This window comes from Arthrobacter oryzae (assembly GCF_030812315.1).
In the GTDB taxonomy this organism is placed as follows: Bacteria; Actinomycetota; Actinomycetes; order Actinomycetales; family Micrococcaceae; genus Arthrobacter; species Arthrobacter oryzae_B.
In genome coordinates, this window is sequence record NZ_JAUSSM010000007.1 from 64,612 (window position 1) to 81,448 (window position 16,837).

The 16,837-nt window shown below is 67.0% G+C and carries 13 protein-coding genes and 1 riboswitch; of the genes, 3 read left to right on the forward strand and 10 right to left on the reverse strand.

What is annotated here, in order from left to right; genetic code table 11:
* Positions 1 to 364 precede the first annotated feature (364 nt).
* Positions 365 to 511 carry a hypothetical protein gene (locus J2S97_RS14785; RefSeq protein ID WP_307050701.1) on the reverse strand — a complete coding sequence of 49 codons (147 nt, stop codon included), beginning with the start codon at positions 509 to 511 and terminating at the stop codon, positions 365 to 367.
* A gap of 409 nt (positions 512 to 920) precedes the next feature.
* Here J2S97_RS14785 and J2S97_RS14790 point away from each other — a divergent pair, with 409 nt between their 5' ends.
* On the forward strand, positions 921 to 2,810 hold the full coding sequence (locus tag J2S97_RS14790; RefSeq protein WP_307050702.1) for a DEAD/DEAH box helicase: 1,890 nt from the start codon (positions 921 to 923) through the stop codon (positions 2,808 to 2,810).
* A gap of 92 nt (positions 2,811 to 2,902) precedes the next feature.
* Here J2S97_RS14790 and J2S97_RS14795 read toward each other — a convergent pair whose 3' ends face one another.
* The 5 genes from J2S97_RS14795 to pulA all read right to left on the reverse strand — a co-directional run bounded on the left by J2S97_RS14795 (position 2,903) and on the right by pulA (position 10,858).
* Positions 2,903 to 3,553: an MBL fold metallo-hydrolase gene (locus tag J2S97_RS14795; RefSeq protein WP_307050703.1), complete on the reverse strand. Its 651-nt coding sequence runs from the start codon at positions 3,551 to 3,553 to the stop codon at positions 2,903 to 2,905.
* A 21-nt stretch (positions 3,554 to 3,574) separates the two neighbouring features.
* Complete coding sequence (locus J2S97_RS14800) at positions 3,575 to 4,597, reverse strand: aldo/keto reductase (protein ID WP_307050704.1); 1,023 nt, start codon at positions 4,595 to 4,597, stop codon at positions 3,575 to 3,577.
* 65 nt (positions 4,598 to 4,662) lie between these two features.
* Positions 4,663 to 6,855 carry a putative bifunctional diguanylate cyclase/phosphodiesterase gene (locus J2S97_RS14805; protein WP_307050705.1) on the reverse strand — a complete coding sequence of 731 codons (2,193 nt, stop codon included), beginning with the start codon at positions 6,853 to 6,855 and terminating at the stop codon, positions 4,663 to 4,665.
* Between the two features lie 186 nt (positions 6,856 to 7,041).
* A complete protein-coding gene (locus J2S97_RS14810) occupies positions 7,042 to 7,722 on the reverse strand; it encodes a nucleoside/nucleotide kinase family protein (protein WP_307050706.1) in 681 nt (226 codons plus the stop codon).
* A gap of 58 nt (positions 7,723 to 7,780) precedes the next feature.
* Complete coding sequence (gene pulA, locus J2S97_RS14815; RefSeq protein WP_307050707.1) at positions 7,781 to 10,858, reverse strand: pullulanase-type alpha-1,6-glucosidase; 3,078 nt, start codon at positions 10,856 to 10,858, stop codon at positions 7,781 to 7,783.
* Between the two features lie 195 nt (positions 10,859 to 11,053).
* Here pulA and J2S97_RS14820 point away from each other — a divergent pair, with 195 nt between their 5' ends.
* Entirely contained in the window at positions 11,054 to 12,139 is a 1,086-nt protein-coding gene (locus tag J2S97_RS14820; RefSeq protein WP_307050708.1) for a LacI family DNA-binding transcriptional regulator, read from the forward strand.
* On the opposite strand, the gene J2S97_RS14825 is transcribed toward J2S97_RS14820, so the two are convergent.
* The 4 genes from J2S97_RS14825 to J2S97_RS14840 all read right to left on the reverse strand — a co-directional run bounded on the left by J2S97_RS14825 (position 12,081) and on the right by J2S97_RS14840 (position 14,656).
* On the reverse strand, positions 12,081 to 12,419 hold the full coding sequence (locus tag J2S97_RS14825) for a DMT family transporter (RefSeq protein ID WP_307050923.1): 339 nt from the start codon (positions 12,417 to 12,419) through the stop codon (positions 12,081 to 12,083). The genes J2S97_RS14820 and J2S97_RS14825 overlap by 59 nt on opposite strands.
* Positions 12,419 to 12,742, reverse strand: a complete 324-nt coding sequence (locus J2S97_RS14830; RefSeq protein ID WP_307050709.1) for a DMT family transporter — start codon at positions 12,740 to 12,742, stop codon at positions 12,419 to 12,421. The genes J2S97_RS14825 and J2S97_RS14830 overlap by 1 nt, the downstream gene beginning before the upstream one ends.
* Positions 12,743 to 12,751: 9 nt before the next feature.
* Positions 12,752 to 12,817: riboswitch (guanidine-III (ykkC-III) riboswitch) on the reverse strand.
* Positions 12,818 to 12,867: 50 nt separating this feature from the next.
* A complete protein-coding gene (locus tag J2S97_RS14835; protein ID WP_307050710.1) occupies positions 12,868 to 13,482 on the reverse strand; it encodes a hypothetical protein in 615 nt (204 codons plus the stop codon).
* A gap of 79 nt (positions 13,483 to 13,561) precedes the next feature.
* Entirely contained in the window at positions 13,562 to 14,656 is a 1,095-nt protein-coding gene (locus J2S97_RS14840) for a LacI family DNA-binding transcriptional regulator (protein WP_307050711.1), read from the reverse strand.
* 208 nt (positions 14,657 to 14,864) lie between these two features.
* Between J2S97_RS14840 and J2S97_RS14845 the strand changes: the two genes are divergently transcribed.
* Positions 14,865 to 16,832 carry a glycogen debranching N-terminal domain-containing protein gene (locus J2S97_RS14845; RefSeq protein WP_307050712.1) on the forward strand — a complete coding sequence of 656 codons (1,968 nt, stop codon included), beginning with the start codon at positions 14,865 to 14,867 and terminating at the stop codon, positions 16,830 to 16,832.
* The last annotated feature ends 5 nt before the right edge of the window (positions 16,833 to 16,837 follow it).

The following is a 16,837-nucleotide window of genomic DNA, read 5'->3' on the forward strand; positions in this document are numbered from 1 at the left end:
GGTAACAGTTGGGGGTGTGAATCAAGACTAGGGGCAACGTTGCGGCCTTTTCGTGCACGGCGGGAGTGCGGGCCGCCCGGCGTAGAGGCCCGCTTCCGACGGCGGCCATCCGGGCGGCGCCCGGCGCGCCAAGGTGGGAAAGGGCGTTCACCGGCATGCTGCCGGGGTGCGTGGCTATCGGGGTGCCTCCCTGTTCCGTATCCCGGAAAGGGCGGGTCCGCCGCCATCCGCGTCGCTTGTTTCTCGACAAACGTCGAGCGTCAAAGCTGCAATTGTAGTCCGTTGTTGGATGTCACAAGGGCTTCCGTGGCGTGCCCGGCTGGTAGTGCACGGCGGGCGGCGCGGCAGGTATCAGTGGGGCGCGTTAGTCCGATTCGCTCAGGCGTTGCCGGGCCTGCTCCACCCGGTCCTCGCGCTGAAGTTCTCCGTTGCCGGTCAGCCGGCCGGCCTGCTCCTTGGCGCCGCCGAGGTGGTGGATGACGACGTTGCGTCCCTTGTCTCCGAGTTCCATGGGATGTCTTCTGTGTTGGTTCCGTTGGAAGGGATTCGGACCCGAACGGTGCAGAGATGGGTTGGCGGGATGGCTGGCAGAGCCTCCGGCAGGACCTCCCGCCGGCCCCGGAAACGGGAACCGCTGCCCGCGGATGCTAGACTGGTGGAACTTGATGTGCAGTGATGCCCACTTTGATTCGGTTCATCAACCGGATCCCCCAAAGGATTTGTCCGGCAGGGAGTGGGTTTTTTTCATGTGAGAGGCACATCCTGCGTCGATGAACGCGTTCTATTTGGTCCCGGCTTCCGCCGCCGCAAGGTTGGTAGCAGCCCGGTTGACCACCTGACTTTTCTTCGGCGAACCCCTGGTCCAACCGGCACCGGGGCCGATATCCGCATGGATACCGCCTGAAAGACCTTTGAAACACATGACTACTTTTGCTGCCCTCGGCACGCCCAAAGCGCTCGCCGACACACTGACCGCGCAGGGAATCGTTGAACCGTTCCCCATCCAGGTCAAGACCCTCCCCGACACCCTGGCCGGACGCGACGTCCTTGGCCGCGGCCGCACCGGCTCCGGCAAGACCATTGCCTTCGCAATCCCGCTTGTAGCACGACTCGCTGAGCGGGAAGCCAAGCACTTCCGCAAGCCGGGCCGCCCGATGGGCCTGGTCCTTGCGCCGACCCGCGAGCTGGCCACCCAGATCAACGCCACCATCGAGCCGATGGCCAAGGCCATGGGCCTGAACACCACCGTGATCTACGGCGGTATCTCCCAGGCACGCCAGGAGAAGGCGCTGCGCGCCGGCGTCGACATCGTCATCGCCTGCCCGGGCCGCCTGGAGGACCTGATCCGCCAGCGCATCCTGACCCTCGAAGCTGTCGAGGTCACCGTGCTCGATGAGGCGGACCACATGGCAGACCTCGGCTTCCTGCCCGTGGTCAAGAAGCTCATGGACATGACCCCCAGCCAGGGCCAGCGCCTGCTGTTCTCCGCCACTCTCGACAACGGCGTGGACAAGATCGTCCAGCGCTACCTGTCCAACCCGCTGACCCACTCCGTGGACGACCCGCAGGCCGCGGTGACCACCATGGAACACCACGTGCTGGTAGTCAACGACCAGACCGTCAAAAAGCAGCTGATTGTTGAGCTCGCTTCGGGTGCCGGCCGCCGCGTGCTCTTCATGCGCACCAAGCACCACGCCCGCAAGCTTGCCAAGACCCTGACCGACGCCGGCATCCCCGCCGTCGACCTGCACGGCAACCTGTCGCAGAACGCCCGTGACCGCAACCTCGCCGAGTTCTCCTCCGGTGACGTCCGCGTCCTGGTGGCCACCGACGTCGCTGCCCGCGGTGTCCACGTGGACGACGTCGAACTGGTTATCCACGTTGACCCGCCCACGGAGCACAAGGCATACCTGCACCGCTCCGGCCGTACGGCCCGCGCCGGTTCCGACGGCACCGTGGTCACGCTGACCCTGCCGGAGCAGCAGTCCGACGTCAAGAAGCTGATGAAGGCTGCCGGCGTCGAGGTCAACTTCGAGCGCGTCACCGCCAACTCCCCGCTGGTTGCCGAACTGGTGGGTGAAATGGCCGACAAGATCGATCCCCGGACCCGCGCCGCACTGCTGGCCGCCAAGTCCAACCAAGGCGGCGGCAGCTCCACCGGTGCCAACGCCGAGCGCAAGCGCGCCCGCCGAACCACCCAGGCTGCACCCACCGCGGGTGGCCGGGGCGGCCGTGGCGGACGCGGACGCGTCGGAGCTGAAGCTCCCCGCACGGATCTTGCGCGTTCCGAGCGCCGTGCCGTGGCCTATGAAGGCCAGGCCGCTGCCCGTAACGCCGCTGAGCGCGTTGCCGAGAAGAACCAGGACCGCGCCGACGCCGAGCGCGCCGAGCGCCGCAACGCACGCGGCCGTGGCCGTTCCACCGCGTATTCGCACCACAACGATGTTCCCGCAGCAGGCGGCCGTGCATCGGCCGGCCGCGGGTCTGACGCCCGTACGTCCGACGCACGCGGCGACGCCCGCGGCGGTGCAACCCGCACCAGCGCACCTCGCGGTGGCGCACCCCGCACCGGTGCGGCAACGGGTGGCCAGCGCAGCGGACGTCCGGCCACGGGCCAGCGCGCCGCTGCCGGCGCCAAGTCCGGCTCAGCCGGCGGCAACGCTGCAGTCTGGTCCTCCAACACCGGCGGCACCTCGGGCGGATCTTACTCCGGTGGCGGCAACGGCCGTTCCGGCGAAGGCCGTCCGGCACGCTCCGGCGGCCCCCGCCGCGCGTCAGCTCCGGCGTCGAACGAACGCCGCAGCCGCTAAGGTCCCTTAACCGACATCGAGTGTTCCCTAACCGCCGTTGAGAAGGTTCATGACGGCAGTTGCGGAGCACTCGATCGGTTGTTAACCGGGTATCACCAGCCGCGGGCGCGCCACTCCTCAAGGTGCGGGCGCTCGGCACCGAGCGTTGTGGGCTTGCCGTGGCCCGGATGGACCACGGTGTCGTCCGGATAGACAACGAACAACCGCTCGCTGACATCGTTGATCAGCTGGGCGAACCGTTCGGGATCGTTCTGTGTGTTACCCACTCCGCCCGGAAACAGTGAGTCGCCGGAGAAAATGTGCGCAGGTCCTTCCGGGTCCTGGTACACCAGTGCCACCGACCCCGGGGTGTGGCCCCGGAGGTGCACGGCGGTCACGTCGAAGCCGTCGAAGTTGCCCACGTCCCCATGGTCCAGCAGCACATCCACCGGGACCGGCAGCTCGGGGGCGTCATCCGTCCCGGCCGCCGTCTTTACCCCGGTGGCCTCGACCAGGCCCGGCAGCGCACGGACATGGTCCCAGTGCTGGTGGGTGGTGGCAACCAGCGCCAGCTTCGGCGTCGCGGAGGTATCCGCGGCGGCGTCGGCAAGCAGCCCCTGGATGGCGGCCAGATCATCGGCCGCATCGATCAGGAGCTGCGCCCCGGTTGCCTTGCTGGTCAGCAGATACACGTTGTTGTCCATCTCGCTGACCGAAATCCGGCGGATGGTGATGTCTCGCAGGTCGTGAATGAGGGAATCCATGGGCTTCAGTCTACGGAAACGCTATTCACGGCCCTGGGACACCCAGTTGGGGTCCGCAGAGCGGGAGCCGACGACGGCGTCCGCGGCGGAGTCGAGCCTCGCCAGTTGCGCCGGGGTGAAATTGAGCGCCAGGGCGCCCAGGTTCTCGTCGATCCGTTCCGCCCTGCGTGTGCCGGGGATGGGCACGACGGGCAGGCCGAGCTTTTTGCCCTGGGCAAACAGCCACGCGAGCGCCACCTGGGCCGGTGTGGCGGTTCGTCCTGCGGCCGCCATTTCGGCGCTGAGTTCGGTTGCCACCGACTGCACTGCGGCCACCACTCCCTGGTTGGCGTCCGCTGCATCTTCGGCAAAGCGGGGGATGTTGCGGCGGAAGTCGCCGCTCCCGAGCTTCGAAGCGTCCACTGTGCCGGTGAGGAATCCCCGGCCCAGCGGAGAATAGGGCACAAAACCCACCCCTAGCGCGACTGCCGCGGGAACAACGTTGCGTTCCACATCGCGGCTCCAGATGGACCACTCGCTCTGGACCGCGGCGATGGGGTGGACGCTGCTGGCCTCCCGCAGCTCCTCGGCCGTCACCTCCGACAGGCCGAGGTGCCGCACCTTGCCTTGCTGCACCAGCGCCGCCATGGCCTCCACGGTTTCCACAATCGGAACGCGGAGGTCCCGGCGGTGCATGTAGTAAAGGTCAATGGTGTCGGTGCCCAGGCGGCGGAGACTGGCCTCCACTGCCTGCCGGATGTACTGGCGGTCGCCGCGGATGTCCGTATAGCCGCTGCTGGGAGTACCCACCAGCCCGAACTTGGTGGCCAGCTGGACTTCGTCCCGGCGTTCCTTCAGCAGCCGGGCGATCAGATCCTCGTTGCTGCCGCCGCCGTAGATATCCGCGGTGTCGATGAAGCTGACGCCCGCGTCCACAGCATGGTGCAGGGTCCGCAGTGCCTCGCCCTGGTCCACTACACCGTAGACCGGGGTGAGGGCCATGCCGCCGAATCCCAGGGGGCTGACGCGAAGGCCGTCGCCGAGGTGTACTGATGGTGCCGTCATGATGCGCTCCGTTCGGTGTGATCCCGTGTCCCTGCCAACAACCCCGGTGCGAAGGCCGGTATTCCTCAGGAATCAACCGCTTCCTCAAGCGCCGCGGGGCCGGGCTGAAGGCGGGCACCCGAAGCCAGCAGTGCTTTGATCGCCTCGGCGGACCCGGGGCGGGCAAGCAGGTAGCCTTGCCCCATCCGGCAGTCCAGGGCGCGGAGAAGGTCCAGCTGCCCGGGTTCCTCCACGCCTTCGGCGATCACTTCGAGGGACAGCATGCGGGCCAGCCCCAGGATGCCCTCGAGCATCGCCGCCGATTGCGCCTCGGATGCCTGCCGCCCGAGGAACGAACGGTCAATCTTCAGGATGTCTGCCGGAAGCACAGCCAGCGAGCTGAGGGAGGAATAACCCGTCCCGAAATCGTCGATGGCCACGCGGACGCCCGTGCCCTTCAGCGTCTTGAGTGCAGCTACTCCGCCGTCCGTGCTGCCCGCCAGGGCTGTTTCGGTGACTTCCAGAACCACCTTGTCCGCTTGCGCCGCCGGGTCGGAAAGGATGCCTTTGATGGCCGCCAGGTTCCGGGGATTGGGGAGCTGGATGGTTGAGAGGTTGATCGCAATCCAAACGTTTTCGCACCGCGGCAAGGACTTCCGCCAGCCGGCCGCCTGACGGCTTGCGGTGTCCAGCACCCAGCAGCCAACGGCGTCGATGTCGCCGGTCTCCTCGGCGAGCGGAATGAATTCGGACGGGGCCAGCAGTCCCAGGGTAGGGTGCTGCCAGCGCACCAGTGCCTCCACGCCGAGGATTTCTCCGCTGTTCAAGTCCGCAATCGGCTGGTATTCGAGGCGGAGCTGGCCACCGCTCACCGCCGTGGCGAGGTCCCGCTTGAGGGCGGCCCGATACGTCATATGGTCGTAGCCCTCGGCATCAAACAGCTGATAGCGGGCTTTGCCGCCATGTTTGGCGAGGTACATCGCGAAATCCGCCTGGCGCAGCAGTTCGGCCGCATCACTTGTGCCGGGCCGCCGCTGGGCCGCGCCCATGCTGGCCGTCACTGTCCGCCGGTCCTCGCCTAAGAAGAACGGTGTACGCAGTGCCTCATGGATCCGTTCCGCGACCCCCGCGGTAACGGAGCCGGCGTCGTCGTCCATCACAACTATCGCGAATTCGTCCCCGCCGACCCGGGCAACGAGGTCGTGGGTGCGCACGCACCCTTGGAGGCGCGCGGCCAGCTGGACGAGCAGGTCATCGCCACGCTCGTGCCCCAGCGAGTCATTGACGTCCTTGAAGTCGTCGATGTCAATGAACAGAAGTCCCTCGCTCCGGTTCCTGCGGGTGCTCCCGCGGCCAAAGGATTCCGTGAGGCGTTCCATCAGCGCCGCACGGTTGGCCAGCCGTGTGAGGGGGTCATGGGTGGCGCGATGCGTCAGGTTCAAATGGCTGTTGTGGACAGCGGCGGCCATGCCGTTAAACGCCTCCGCCAACTCGCCGAGTTCGTCGCGGCGGAAGACCTCGATGCGGTGGTTGTAGTTCCCGCCCCGCAGCTTTTGGACGCCCTTATGCAGGCTTTCCACCGGCCGCATGAGGTCCTTGACCATCCTCCGGCGGAAGTACACCGTAACTCCCACCGCCACTACAAACAGAGCAATGCGCCCGATGATCAGGAGCTGTTCGAGCTCGGCATTGTGCGCGAGGCCTTTATCCATTTCCAGCAGGGAATAGTGTCGGATCTCCGCCACGCGCTTGCGAACTTCCGCGCTGGCTGCGGCCAATGCCGGAGACTCGTCCACATGGTTGCCTTGGAGCGACTGCACCTGGCCGCCCCACAGCCCATGTGCTGTCAAGGCTTCCTGCCAGGACTGACGGGCGGTGGCAATCGTATCCCGCATGCCCGTCTCACCTGGCAGGATGGCGGCGGTTTCCTGGAACAGCCGGGAGATCTCCTCCTGCTGCCTGAGGAAGGCCGAACGGTCGCCCGGTGCATTGGAGAGCATCTGGTGACCCAGCTGCTCGTGGGCGTCGAGGGCTGAACGCAGGACCTCCACCTTGTCCAGTCGGAGATGGAGCTCGGCGGACGTAGCTTGCACTTGGTCCATCAGGCCGCGCACACCCACGATCGTTACGGCGGCGCCGATCAGCAGGGCTGCGAGCATTAGCAGGAAGGCCCTGGACCATTCGCGCTGCAGGCTCCACGTGCGCCCGGCCCCCTCCATACCGGTGTCCGCCGCTGTGGAGACCGGCCCTGAAGCCTTGCCCGGCACGTTCCCATCCATGTGCTGTTGTCCTCTGCGTCCAGGAGCCACGGGGGACCCAGCCACCGGCTGAGACCCGTTGATGGTCCGGTGATCCTAGGAGCAGGCTAACAGGGCTGCGGGGTCCGGGCGGTGCGCCCCTGAAAAAGACTTCAGGAAAACTCCGTTTCAGGCTGCGGGGAACGCGCAGTGAACGGACCGGAAACGCTAGGACCAGGGAATGATGCGGTCGGCGGCAGGGCGGGTCGACTCGATGAGCCGCGCGTTGGCCTCATCGGAGCCGCCGGCCCATTCCTCCGCCGCAGGCCGGTCCATGCCGAAGTTCACGTGCCTGTCCACCAGCCGCTCGAGGCGAAGGTCCGGGGGAGTGTCCATGAACCAGACCTCATCCAGTTGCGCGCGGACCTGCCGCCACACGGGGTAGTCCGCCAGGAGGTAGTTCCCTTCGGTGATCACCAGCGGCACGGAGGCCGGGACCGCAATGGAGGCGGCCACCGGTTCGTCGATCTGTCGGCGGAAATCCGGTGCATAGACCACTGGCTCATCGCGCCGCGCCAGCCGCTGCAGCAGCGAGAGGTAACCGCCGACGTCGAAGGTGTCGATGGCCCCCTTGCGCTGCCGCAGCGGCGTGCCGTCGATGATCGCGTTCCCCAGATGGAATCCGTCCATGGGCACCACCACAGCGGTGCCGGCCTCAAAGAGGGCGTGCAGGGCGGCCGCGAAGGTCGACTTTCCGGACCCCGGCGATCCCGTGATGCCGAGCAGTATCCGCTTCCCGGACGCGAGGCGGGAGCTCAGGTCCGCCACGGCCGTCCGTACCTCAGGATGCCGGAGCACGGCGGCTGCCGGCCGCGGGACAGGGCTCGGGTCCACCGGGGAAGTCGCCATGACACCAGCCTAGTCAGTGCTGCGGGTCCCCTCCGGTTTTGCGTCGCCCTGCCCGCTCTTACTTGGCCTGGAACACCGCCACGGTGCGGGCAGGGACGGTGAAGGTCCCGGACGCCGCGTCATGGGAGGCCGCCTTGACTACGGAGTCGATGCCACCTGCCTGCACCGGATGCAGGGTGTAGGCGGACCCTGCGGTTCCGGCCACGCTCTGCCGGGTGGCCTCGTCCGAGGCGTTGAACACCACCACCAGTCCGCGCAGGTTCCGGTCCACGTCCGTCCCGGCGGAGTCGTCAATCTGCATCACAACCACACCCGGAGTCTGCTCGGGGCCACCGCCCGGGAAGGACACCTTCTGCTGCACCAAATGCGCCTCGCCCAGGTGGAACAGCGGGGTGCTCTTGCGGATACGTAGCAGTTCCTCGGCGCGCCCGCGGGCGTCGGCGATCTCTGCGGAAGCCGGCTTCTGCGCGGGATCTGCCAGGAGCGGGCGCATGTAGTCGTACTTGTCCTCGTTGTCGGCCTTGGGCGGCAGACCCCGGCCGAAGCCGTTGGTGGCATCTGTGTGGTCCAGGACATTGAACCAGTCGCCGGAATCGTAGCTGTTGCGGTCCAGTGACTTGCTGCGCAGCGATTCCCCTCCGGCGTGCCAGAAGGAGATGCCCTGGCCCAAGGCTGTGGTGCTGAGCGCCAAGGTTTGCATCCGTGTCCGGTCGGCCATTGTCGTGTCCTGGGGCAGCTTCAGGGCAAGGGCATCGAACAGCGTCTCGTTGTCGTGGGCCTCCACGTAGGTGATGGCTTCCTGCGGATCGCTCGTGTAACCGGCGGGGACGCCGTTATAGGGTACGTCCGAGCCCTTGGCGGCGGCGCCCGTGCGGTCAATGAAGGAGTAGTCCTTCAGGTTGCCGGTCAGGCCCACCTTCACCAGGTCCTGCGTGAGGAGGAGGGCAGCTTTCTGCTGTTCCGGAGTGCCGTTGGCCGGGGAATCATTGGGATCGGTGAACAGGCCGGAGGCGAATCCTTGGACCCGCGGGTCCGGATCGAACGGGCCGCCGCCGCGGACTGCGTCGCGCAGGCGGTCGTTGAACGTGCCGATGCCGGTCCCGGCCATGTTTGCCTGGGTAGCCTGGACGAACCTGGCGTTGTTGGCCACCTCGCCGAAGTTCCAGCCCTCACCGTACAGGGTGATGTTCTTGCCATCCACGCCGTCCTTGGGCAGGGTCAGCTCATCGAGGGCTGCCCTGATATCCAGCATGTTCTGCTTAGAGTGGTGCCCCATCAGGTCAAAGCGGAAGCCGTCCAGCTTGTAGGTCTTGGCCAGCGTCACCAGCGAATCCACCATGAGCTTTCCCATCATGGCGTTCTCGGTAGCGGTGTTGGCACAGCACGTAGACGTCTCGAGGGATCCGCTGGCGGCATTCAAGCGGTGATAGTAGCCGGGAACAATCCGGTCAAGGTTGTTACTCCCGGACTGGCCAGCACTCGAGGTGTGGTTGTAGACAACGTCCTGGACCACCCGCGCCCCCGCGGTGTTGAGTGCGGCCACCATCCCGCGGAATTCCGTGATCCTGGCAGGCCCGGCCGGGTTGGTGGAGTAGGAGCCTTCGGGCGTTGTGTAGTGCAGGGGATCGTAGCCCCAGTTGAAGCCGTCCTTGGCCGCGGTCTCTGCCACGCACGCCTGCTGCTCCTCTGAATCGGCCGGCAGGGCGGCGAGGTCGCAGAGCGGTTCAAGCTGCTCGCTGCGGCGCTCTTCAATGGTGCCAATGTCGTTGACGGGCAGCAGGTGGACTGCGTTCATCCCGGCGTCCACCAGTTCCTGCAGGCGCTTCATGCCGTTGCTGCCGGTTTCCGTGAAGGCCTTGTAGGTGCCGCGGTGCTCGGCGGGAACGGAGTCGTCGGTGATGGAAAAATCGCGGACGTGCAGCTCGTAGAGGGAAAGGTCCTCCGGTTTGCTGAGTGCCGGCTTCTGCAGCTTGGCCCAGTCGGCCGGCGCCAGGGACTTGTCCTCAAGATCCACGAAAAGACTGCGTTCGGAGTTGGCGGAGAGACCCACGCTGTAGGGGTCCGTGACGAGGTTCCGCTCAACCTTGCCGGTTTCCGGGACGAAGACCTCTACCTCGTACAGGTAGTAGGCACCGTTCCAGTCCTTTTCCCCTGTAACGGACCACACGCCGTCGCCGGCCGGTTCCATGGCCCTGCTCGAGGCGGGATCCCCGCCGGAACCGGAAGCGTAGGTGTGGACGGTGACGCTGCGGGCCGTGGGGGCCCACAGGAAAAGCTCGGGGCGCTTTCCCTTCCAAGTCAGTCCAAGTTCCTGCTCCGCCGCCCCGGGGTGGAGCGAGTCCAGGACGCCGGGGACCTGGACACCGGTAGCGGCGGTGACCTTGCCGTCCGACCCGATGGCGGCCACGAGCAGCTGGCCTTTGAGCAGTTCCTTGGCCCGGAGCGCGTCGGTTTTCGGCAGCCGCAGGGCGGCAAAGCCTGCCAGATGCGGATATCTGGCCGAGAGGCCGGCAGGCAGGCCTTGGGTATCCTGCTCGAGGGGGAGGGAGGACGCTCCGGTGACCTCTCCGTCAGCAACCGCCATCCCGCCGTCGGGAGCGCTGTAGAGCCGGTACTTCGTGCCCGCGGCTGCGGGGGCCTGCCATGCGATCGTGTCTGCCGTCAGCCAGTGCGCGCCGGACTCAGCTCGCAGTGCATCCGGAACTTCGTCCGTGAGGGTGTGGCTGACGTGGTCGTAGGTGAATGCTACGGGTCCTCCCGGCGCATTGAGCACGATGTCGCCACCTCCGGCCACTCCTCCCGCACCGTAGTTCTCGTCCCATGAATTGTTAAGGGCAACCTTCATGCCGTAAGTTCCGGCGGGGACTTCGAAGGTTGCTCGGTAGAGGGTGGTGGATCCCTCCACCGGCAGCAGCCTGCTGGCGGCGCATTCCGGCTGCCAGTCTCCGGGGCAGCCGATTTCGGACTGCAACGATCCTACGAGTGATACAGCCGCGGGCACGTTGCTGTGGTCTGCAGACGCGGGAAGGGCAAGACCTCCAAGGGCCAGCGGAGTTACACAAGCTGCTGCCAGGGCTGACAGGAGTCTCTTGTTGAGCGTGGGCGGGGATCCGGACGGGCGGGAGTGACGAAGCATGGGAGACCTTCCTTGGCAATGCCCCAGAACGCCATCAGCGGTGAGCGGGGATACCTAGGAGCCTAGATACATGTTGCGGGGCACGTCAACGATTTGCTGAAAATTTTGCGTCTTGTTTTCAGTTAAGATGGCGTGTTGCTTCCGTACACTGGAAGCACGATGACTTCCGGACGGCCGTTCCGGTGAAGGAGCCTTATGAGCATGACAGCGGGCCGCGCAAACCCGGCCGCCCCGGAGCGACCGAAGCTGGAGGATCTGGCCCGGAAGGTCGGTGTCAGCATCGCCACCGTGTCCCGCGTCGTCAATGGCCGCAAGGGAGTTTCGCGTGAGGTGCGGCAGTCGGTTCTCGCGGCGATGGATGACTTGGGCTATGAGCGCCCGGACCGTGCCCGCAGCACCACCAGAGGGCAGGTGGGCATCATCGTCCCGGACCTTACCAATCCCATTTTTCCGGCAATTGCGGAGACTGTCGTGTCGCTCCTTTCCCAAGAGGACTTCATTCCGATTCTCTGTGCACTGCCGGGCGGGGGGCGCTCCGAGGACGAGTACATCGAGATGCTCGTAGCGCAGGCGGCGTCCGGCATCATTTTCATCTGCAGCTCACACGCCGACGGCCAGGCCAGCCTGGAGCGCTACCACCGTCTCCGTGGCCGCGGCATCCCTTTCGTCCTGGTCAACGGCACCCGCCCGGAACTTGCGGCTGCTTCCGTGTCCAATGACGACGCCGCAGCAATCAACACCGCAGTTCAGCACCTCGCCAGCCTGGGGCACCGGAAAGTGGGGCTGGCCATCGGTCCGCACCGGTTCGTTCCCAGCCAGCAGAAGCTGGCCGGGTTCCGCTCCGCCCTTGCCGAATACTTGGGAACCGACGACCCGGAACCCCATACGGCCACCAGCATGTTCACTGTGGAAGGCGGCCAGAGCGCGGCCAATGAACTCCTGGACTCCGGCCACACAGCCATTGTGTGCGCCTCCGACATCATGGCGCTGGGCGCCATTCGCGCGGCCCAGTCCAGGGGATTGCGCGTGCCGGACGATGTGTCCATCGTCGGCTTCGATGACTCCCCGCTGATGGCGCTCACCAATCCGCCCCTGACCACGCTCCGGCAGCCTGTCGCCGCAATCGCGCACGCCGCCGTCCACGCCCTGGCCGCCGAAATTGCGGGCGAACATTCCACCCGATCGCCGGTGGTGTTGGCGTCCGACCTTGTACTGCGGGGCTCTACCGGTCCTGCGGCAGGAGCTTCAGCCCTGCCGCGCAGCCAACAATCCCGGCAATGAACAGCAGCTTGAGCGGACTGGCAGGCTCGACGCCGGTGGCCATGGCCCAGCCGACGGTCAGGGCAGCCCCTACGCCCACCCACACGGCGTAGCCAGTCCCCAGCGGAATCGACTTCACGGCGATCCCCAGGCCCACCATGCTCAGCGTGGCGGTGACGGCAAAAACCAGTGTCGGGAGCGCCTGGGAGAAACCGTCGGAGAGCCCAAGGGCGGTGGCCCAGACGGCCTCAAGCACAGCGGAACCGAGCAGGATCAGCCAGGCGGCATTCTTGCTAAGCATCACGCCACCACCTTCAGGCCCACCACGCACGCGGCGATCCCGGCGAGCAGCAGCAGCCGCGCCGCCGTCGCGCGTTCCACCTTGGTGATGATCGCGTAAGCGGACGTCAGCACCACGCCCACACCAACCCAAACGGCGTAGGCCGTGCCAGTGGGAATGGACTGCATCGCGATGGCGAGGCCGCCTGTACTCGCAATGACGGAGACCAGGAAGATCACCGCGGGCAGCACGCGCCGGCGGCCTTTGGCCTGGGAGGTGCGGTGCAGCGCTGCGGCCCAGACGGCCTCGAGCGTCCCGGAGAGGATAAGGATTAACCACGACATGACAGATCCTTTGGCCAGTCTTGTCGCGTGCCGGGTACTGAACCGTCGTCCGGAGGTTCCGTAGGGGAACCTTGATCCCAGCGTAGCAACGCCCGACGCCGGGAGGCCACCTATGGTGGTTAAGGTCACCGCCGCCCGACGGGCCGGTGCGGGATCGATGAGGCGAGGGCCAGCACAACGATGAACGACGCCCCCAAGACGGCAACCCAGGCACCGCGCGGTTCGGTGATGGCGAGCGCGGGGCCGGCGATCCCGGGCCCCGCCAGGGCGAGTGCCGCGGTGAGTGCTGCGCTGACCAGGCCGCTGGTGAGCCTGGCCCAGAGCGGCCCACGCCGGGACAAAGCGTAGCCGCCGCCGATCGCCATCAGGGCGACGGCGACCGCGCCTCCGCCGAGGCCCTGCGTGAGCAGGGCGGCAAGGGCACCGGGCATGAGCAGCGGTGCGATAGCGAACGCGAGCGGCGCGAGGGCGAGCCAGCGCCACCCCCGCCGGCCGCCTGCGCGCCGGAGTGCTTCCGCCCACGCCAGCAGTCCGCCAACGGTGGCTCCAGGCAGGAGGATCGCACCGAACGTCCCCCACCAGTCGAAGGTGGAGGCCGGCCCGGCGAGTTCGACCATGTAGCCGCGGAAACCTGCGGCCCAGGCAATCCCGCACGTCATGCCGATCGCTACGAGGGGCGCGGTCCGATGGAGGGCGGGACCGGCGTCGCGCGAGGCTTGCGCGGATTCCTTTTCGGGCATGGTCAGCTCCACGGATTCACCTGGTAGCTGGAGACATTAGGGCACTGATGGCGAGAGATCAAGATCCCCGAAGTTGGGGTTAGCTGGGACCGGGTGATGCCAGCGGCAGCGGAATCCGTTCCACTACGCGCGGCGCGAGGAGGAGTTGCCTGGCCGGCGGTGCGCCGGCCCCGCTTCGGGCTGCCGCCGCCTTGCCCGCCAGCTCGTGAGTCAGCAGGCCGATGATGTGGCGCGCGGCCTCCTCGACCGGCTGGGCGACGCTGGAGAGTCCCAGTGCGGCGGCCACGGGGGTGTCGTCAAAGCCTACGATGGCCGCTCGCCCGGCCGGGCCGGCAGGCTGCCCGGAGAGGAAAGCGCCGGGCTGTGCTTCGCGCAGCTTCTCCATGGCTCCCAGGGCCAGCGAATCGCTGGAACAGACCATAGCGGTGGCACCCCTCGATGCCAGCAGGGCCGCTCCGGATGCTCCGCCGGCAACCGTGTCTTCCGCTTCCACGCCGAGGACGTGCAGATCCTGGCCGTGTCCTGCCGCCGTCATGGCCCGCTCCCATCCTTGGCGGCGGTCGGCGCCCACCGGGCTGCCCGTGTGCCAGCCCAGGAAGCCGATCCTCGAGTGGCCCTGGGTCAACAGCATCCTCACGGCCTCTTCCGTTCCCGCGGCGCCGTCCACGTCCACCCAGGGGTGGTCCGCCGGCGCGGAGTGTCCGGCGGCATCCCAGGGCCGGCCGAAGACGGCGAAGGGGGTGCCGCGTTCCCCCAACCAGTGCGTCCGAACGTCGTCGGGCCTGCTGGAGGTGAGGATGAACCCGTCCAGCCCGGCGACATCCAGAAGCTGTTCGTACTGGCGGACTTCCTCCTCGTCCGAGTCTGCGCAAAAGAGCGTGAGCCTATAGCCGGCGGACTGGGCCGCTTCCGTGAGCGCGTGCAGGAAGCGGTCCAGGATGGCGCCGTTTATGCCGTCCGTGGCGGGAAAGAGCCGCATCCCGAAGTTCATGGAGCGCTGCGTGCGCAGTTGGCGTGCGGCCGCGCTGGGCCGGTAGCCGGCGGCCGCGATGGCGGCCTGGACGCGCTCCCGGGTAGCGGGTTTGACCTTGTGCGGCGCATTCAGCACGTTGGAAATGGTCTGCCGCGAGACACCGAGTTCGCTGGCGAGGCTGGCGAGAGTGTGCCGGGACAAACGGGGCTCCTTGGAATTCGGGTGGGGCCTGGCGGTGTCGGAGGCATTCCGTGACGGCTGCAGCCGCTGGCCTTTCCTTCACACAGTAACGTGTGAGACGATCTAAACGCACAAATTTGATCGATCAAATTTGCGGCCCCAGATGCCCGCCGGCAATGCGGACGGCCGCTTTGACCGCCAATCCAATATCACCAGGAGTTGTTTATCCTTGGCCTCTGAACAGCCATACCTGCACAATCTTTCCGGCGTCTTCAGCGCCCCCATCCAGGCGTGGTCCGACGCGCACGGGCAGATCCGGCATGCCGGCGCGCAGGGGATCTACTGCGGTGATGACCGTGTGCTCAACACCGCGGTCCTCAGTGTAGACGGGCGGGAGCCGGAATGGGTATCAACCCAGCTGCGTTCCTCCACGGAAACCGACTACATCTACTTTGTGCGAGCGGACGCCGAGGTGGCCGACCCCCTGCTCTCCTTGGTGCGCACGCGCACAGCCGCGTCCAGCCGTCTCCGCGCGGGCGAAGCCACCGAGACGCTCACTGGCTGCTCCGGGACGGTTGCGGAGACGCTGCTTTTCGAATCGGCCATGCGGCAGCCGGTGACGTTGCACATCCGGCTGACCCTCGGCGCCGACAACACCACCATGGAGCAGGTCAAGCAGGGCGGGCGCGGTCCCGCTCCCGTGGAACCGCAGGCGCCCACATGGTCCTGGCGGGACAAGGACACCACGCTGACCCTGACGGCGGACAACGCAGCCATCAGCATGCAGGGCAGCAAGGTGACCATCGACTGGGCCGTGGACGTGATGCCCGGAGTGCCCGTCCAGCTGGGCTGGGCCGTGGACCTGACTGATACGGATTCACCGATGCTCGCGGCAGACGGGGCGCCCATTGTCGCTCCGGCATCGGACGATCCCCGGCTGAACCGGCTCCTGGAGCGGTCTGTCAGCGACCTCAATAGCCTGCGCCTGGCGCACTATTCGCATCCGCATGACACGTTCCTGGCAGCAGGGGCACCGTGGTTCTTCACCATGTTCGGCCGCGATTCGATCATTGCGGCACGCATGCTGCTGCCCATCAACACGGCCATTGCGGGCGGAACACTCCGTGCCCTCGCCGGCCGGCAGGGCACCGAGACCGACCACACCACGGCCGTCCAGCCGGGCAAAATCCTGCACGAAGTCCGCCGGACCGTCCTGACCATGGCCGAGACCGGCCAGGCCTTGCGCCTGCCGCCCGTGTACTACGGCACCATTGACGCCACCCCGCTGTGGATCTGCCTCCTGCACGATGCCTGGAAAGCCGGCATGCCGGACGCCGAGGTGGAGGAGTTGGTGCCCAACCTGCTGGACGCCCTCGAATGGCTCCGGGACCACGGCGACCTGGACGGGGACGGCTTCCTGGAATACCTGGACGAGTCCGGGGCTGGCCTGGTGAATCAGGGCTGGAAGGACTCCGGCGATGCCATCCGCTGGCACGACGGTTCGCTTGCGAAGGGGCCGATCGCGCTAGCCGAAGTCCAGGCCTACGCCTACGAGGCCGCCATGGTGGGGGCAGAAATCCTCGACGCCTTCGGACGGCCGGGGGCAGCGGAATGGCGGGAGTACGCAGCCGGCATGGCCGAGCGTTTCCGAGCGCAATTCTGGTGCGAGGACGAGCTCGGTCCGTATCCTGCGCTCGCGCTGGACGCTGACAAGCGCCCGGTGGACGGCGTGACCTCCAACATGGGGCACCTGCTAGGAACAGGGATCCTGAACGAGGAAGAGCGGCTCATCGTGGTGCGCCGCGTTATGGACCCCACCATGTTTTCCGGTTACGGAGTGCGGACGCTGTCCACCACCAACGGCGGCTACTGGCCTACCCGCTACCATGCCGGCGCGGTCTGGAGCCATGACACGGCCCTGATCATCAGCGGCATGCTGGCCGACGGCTTCCCGGCTGAAGCGGCTCAGCTCGCCACCGGGCTGCTGCAGGTGGCCGAGGCCAATGAGTGGCGGCTCCCCGAGCTCTTCGGGGGCCACGGCTCTGACACCATGCGCACGCCCGTGCCGTTCCCCGCGAGCTGCCGTCCGCAGGCGTGGGCCTCGGCCAGTTCCGTGGTGATCGCCGCGGCCCTCACTCCCGTGGGGCCGGCGCAGGAGAAGCTCCTGCAGTCGTCCGGCGCCACCGCCGGCCGCTAGCGCTC

What these genes read in the sequence shown, in the direction of transcription:
- J2S97_RS14785 (WP_307050701.1), bottom strand. Translation starts at nt 511, where the DNA reads ATGGAACTCGGAGACAAGGGACGCAACGTCGTCATCCACCACCTCGGC.
- J2S97_RS14790 (WP_307050702.1), top strand. Translation starts at nt 921, where the DNA reads ATGACTACTTTTGCTGCCCTCGGCACGCCCAAAGCGCTCGCCGACACA.
- J2S97_RS14795 (WP_307050703.1), bottom strand. Translation starts at nt 3,553, where the DNA reads ATGGATTCCCTCATTCACGACCTGCGAGACATCACCATCCGCCGGATT.
- J2S97_RS14800 (WP_307050704.1), bottom strand. Translation starts at nt 4,597, where the DNA reads ATGACGGCACCATCAGTACACCTCGGCGACGGCCTTCGCGTCAGCCCC.
- J2S97_RS14805 (WP_307050705.1), bottom strand. Translation starts at nt 6,855, where the DNA reads ATGGATGGGAACGTGCCGGGCAAGGCTTCAGGGCCGGTCTCCACAGCG.
- J2S97_RS14810 (WP_307050706.1), bottom strand. Translation starts at nt 7,722, where the DNA reads ATGGCGACTTCCCCGGTGGACCCGAGCCCTGTCCCGCGGCCGGCAGCC.
- pulA (WP_307050707.1), bottom strand. Translation starts at nt 10,858, where the DNA reads ATGCTTCGTCACTCCCGCCCGTCCGGATCCCCGCCCACGCTCAACAAG.
- J2S97_RS14820 (WP_307050708.1), top strand. Translation starts at nt 11,054, where the DNA reads ATGAGCATGACAGCGGGCCGCGCAAACCCGGCCGCCCCGGAGCGACCG.
- J2S97_RS14825 (WP_307050923.1), bottom strand. Translation starts at nt 12,419, where the DNA reads ATGCTTAGCAAGAATGCCGCCTGGCTGATCCTGCTCGGTTCCGCTGTG.
- J2S97_RS14830 (WP_307050709.1), bottom strand. Translation starts at nt 12,742, where the DNA reads ATGTCGTGGTTAATCCTTATCCTCTCCGGGACGCTCGAGGCCGTCTGG.
- J2S97_RS14835 (WP_307050710.1), bottom strand. Translation starts at nt 13,482, where the DNA reads ATGCCCGAAAAGGAATCCGCGCAAGCCTCGCGCGACGCCGGTCCCGCC.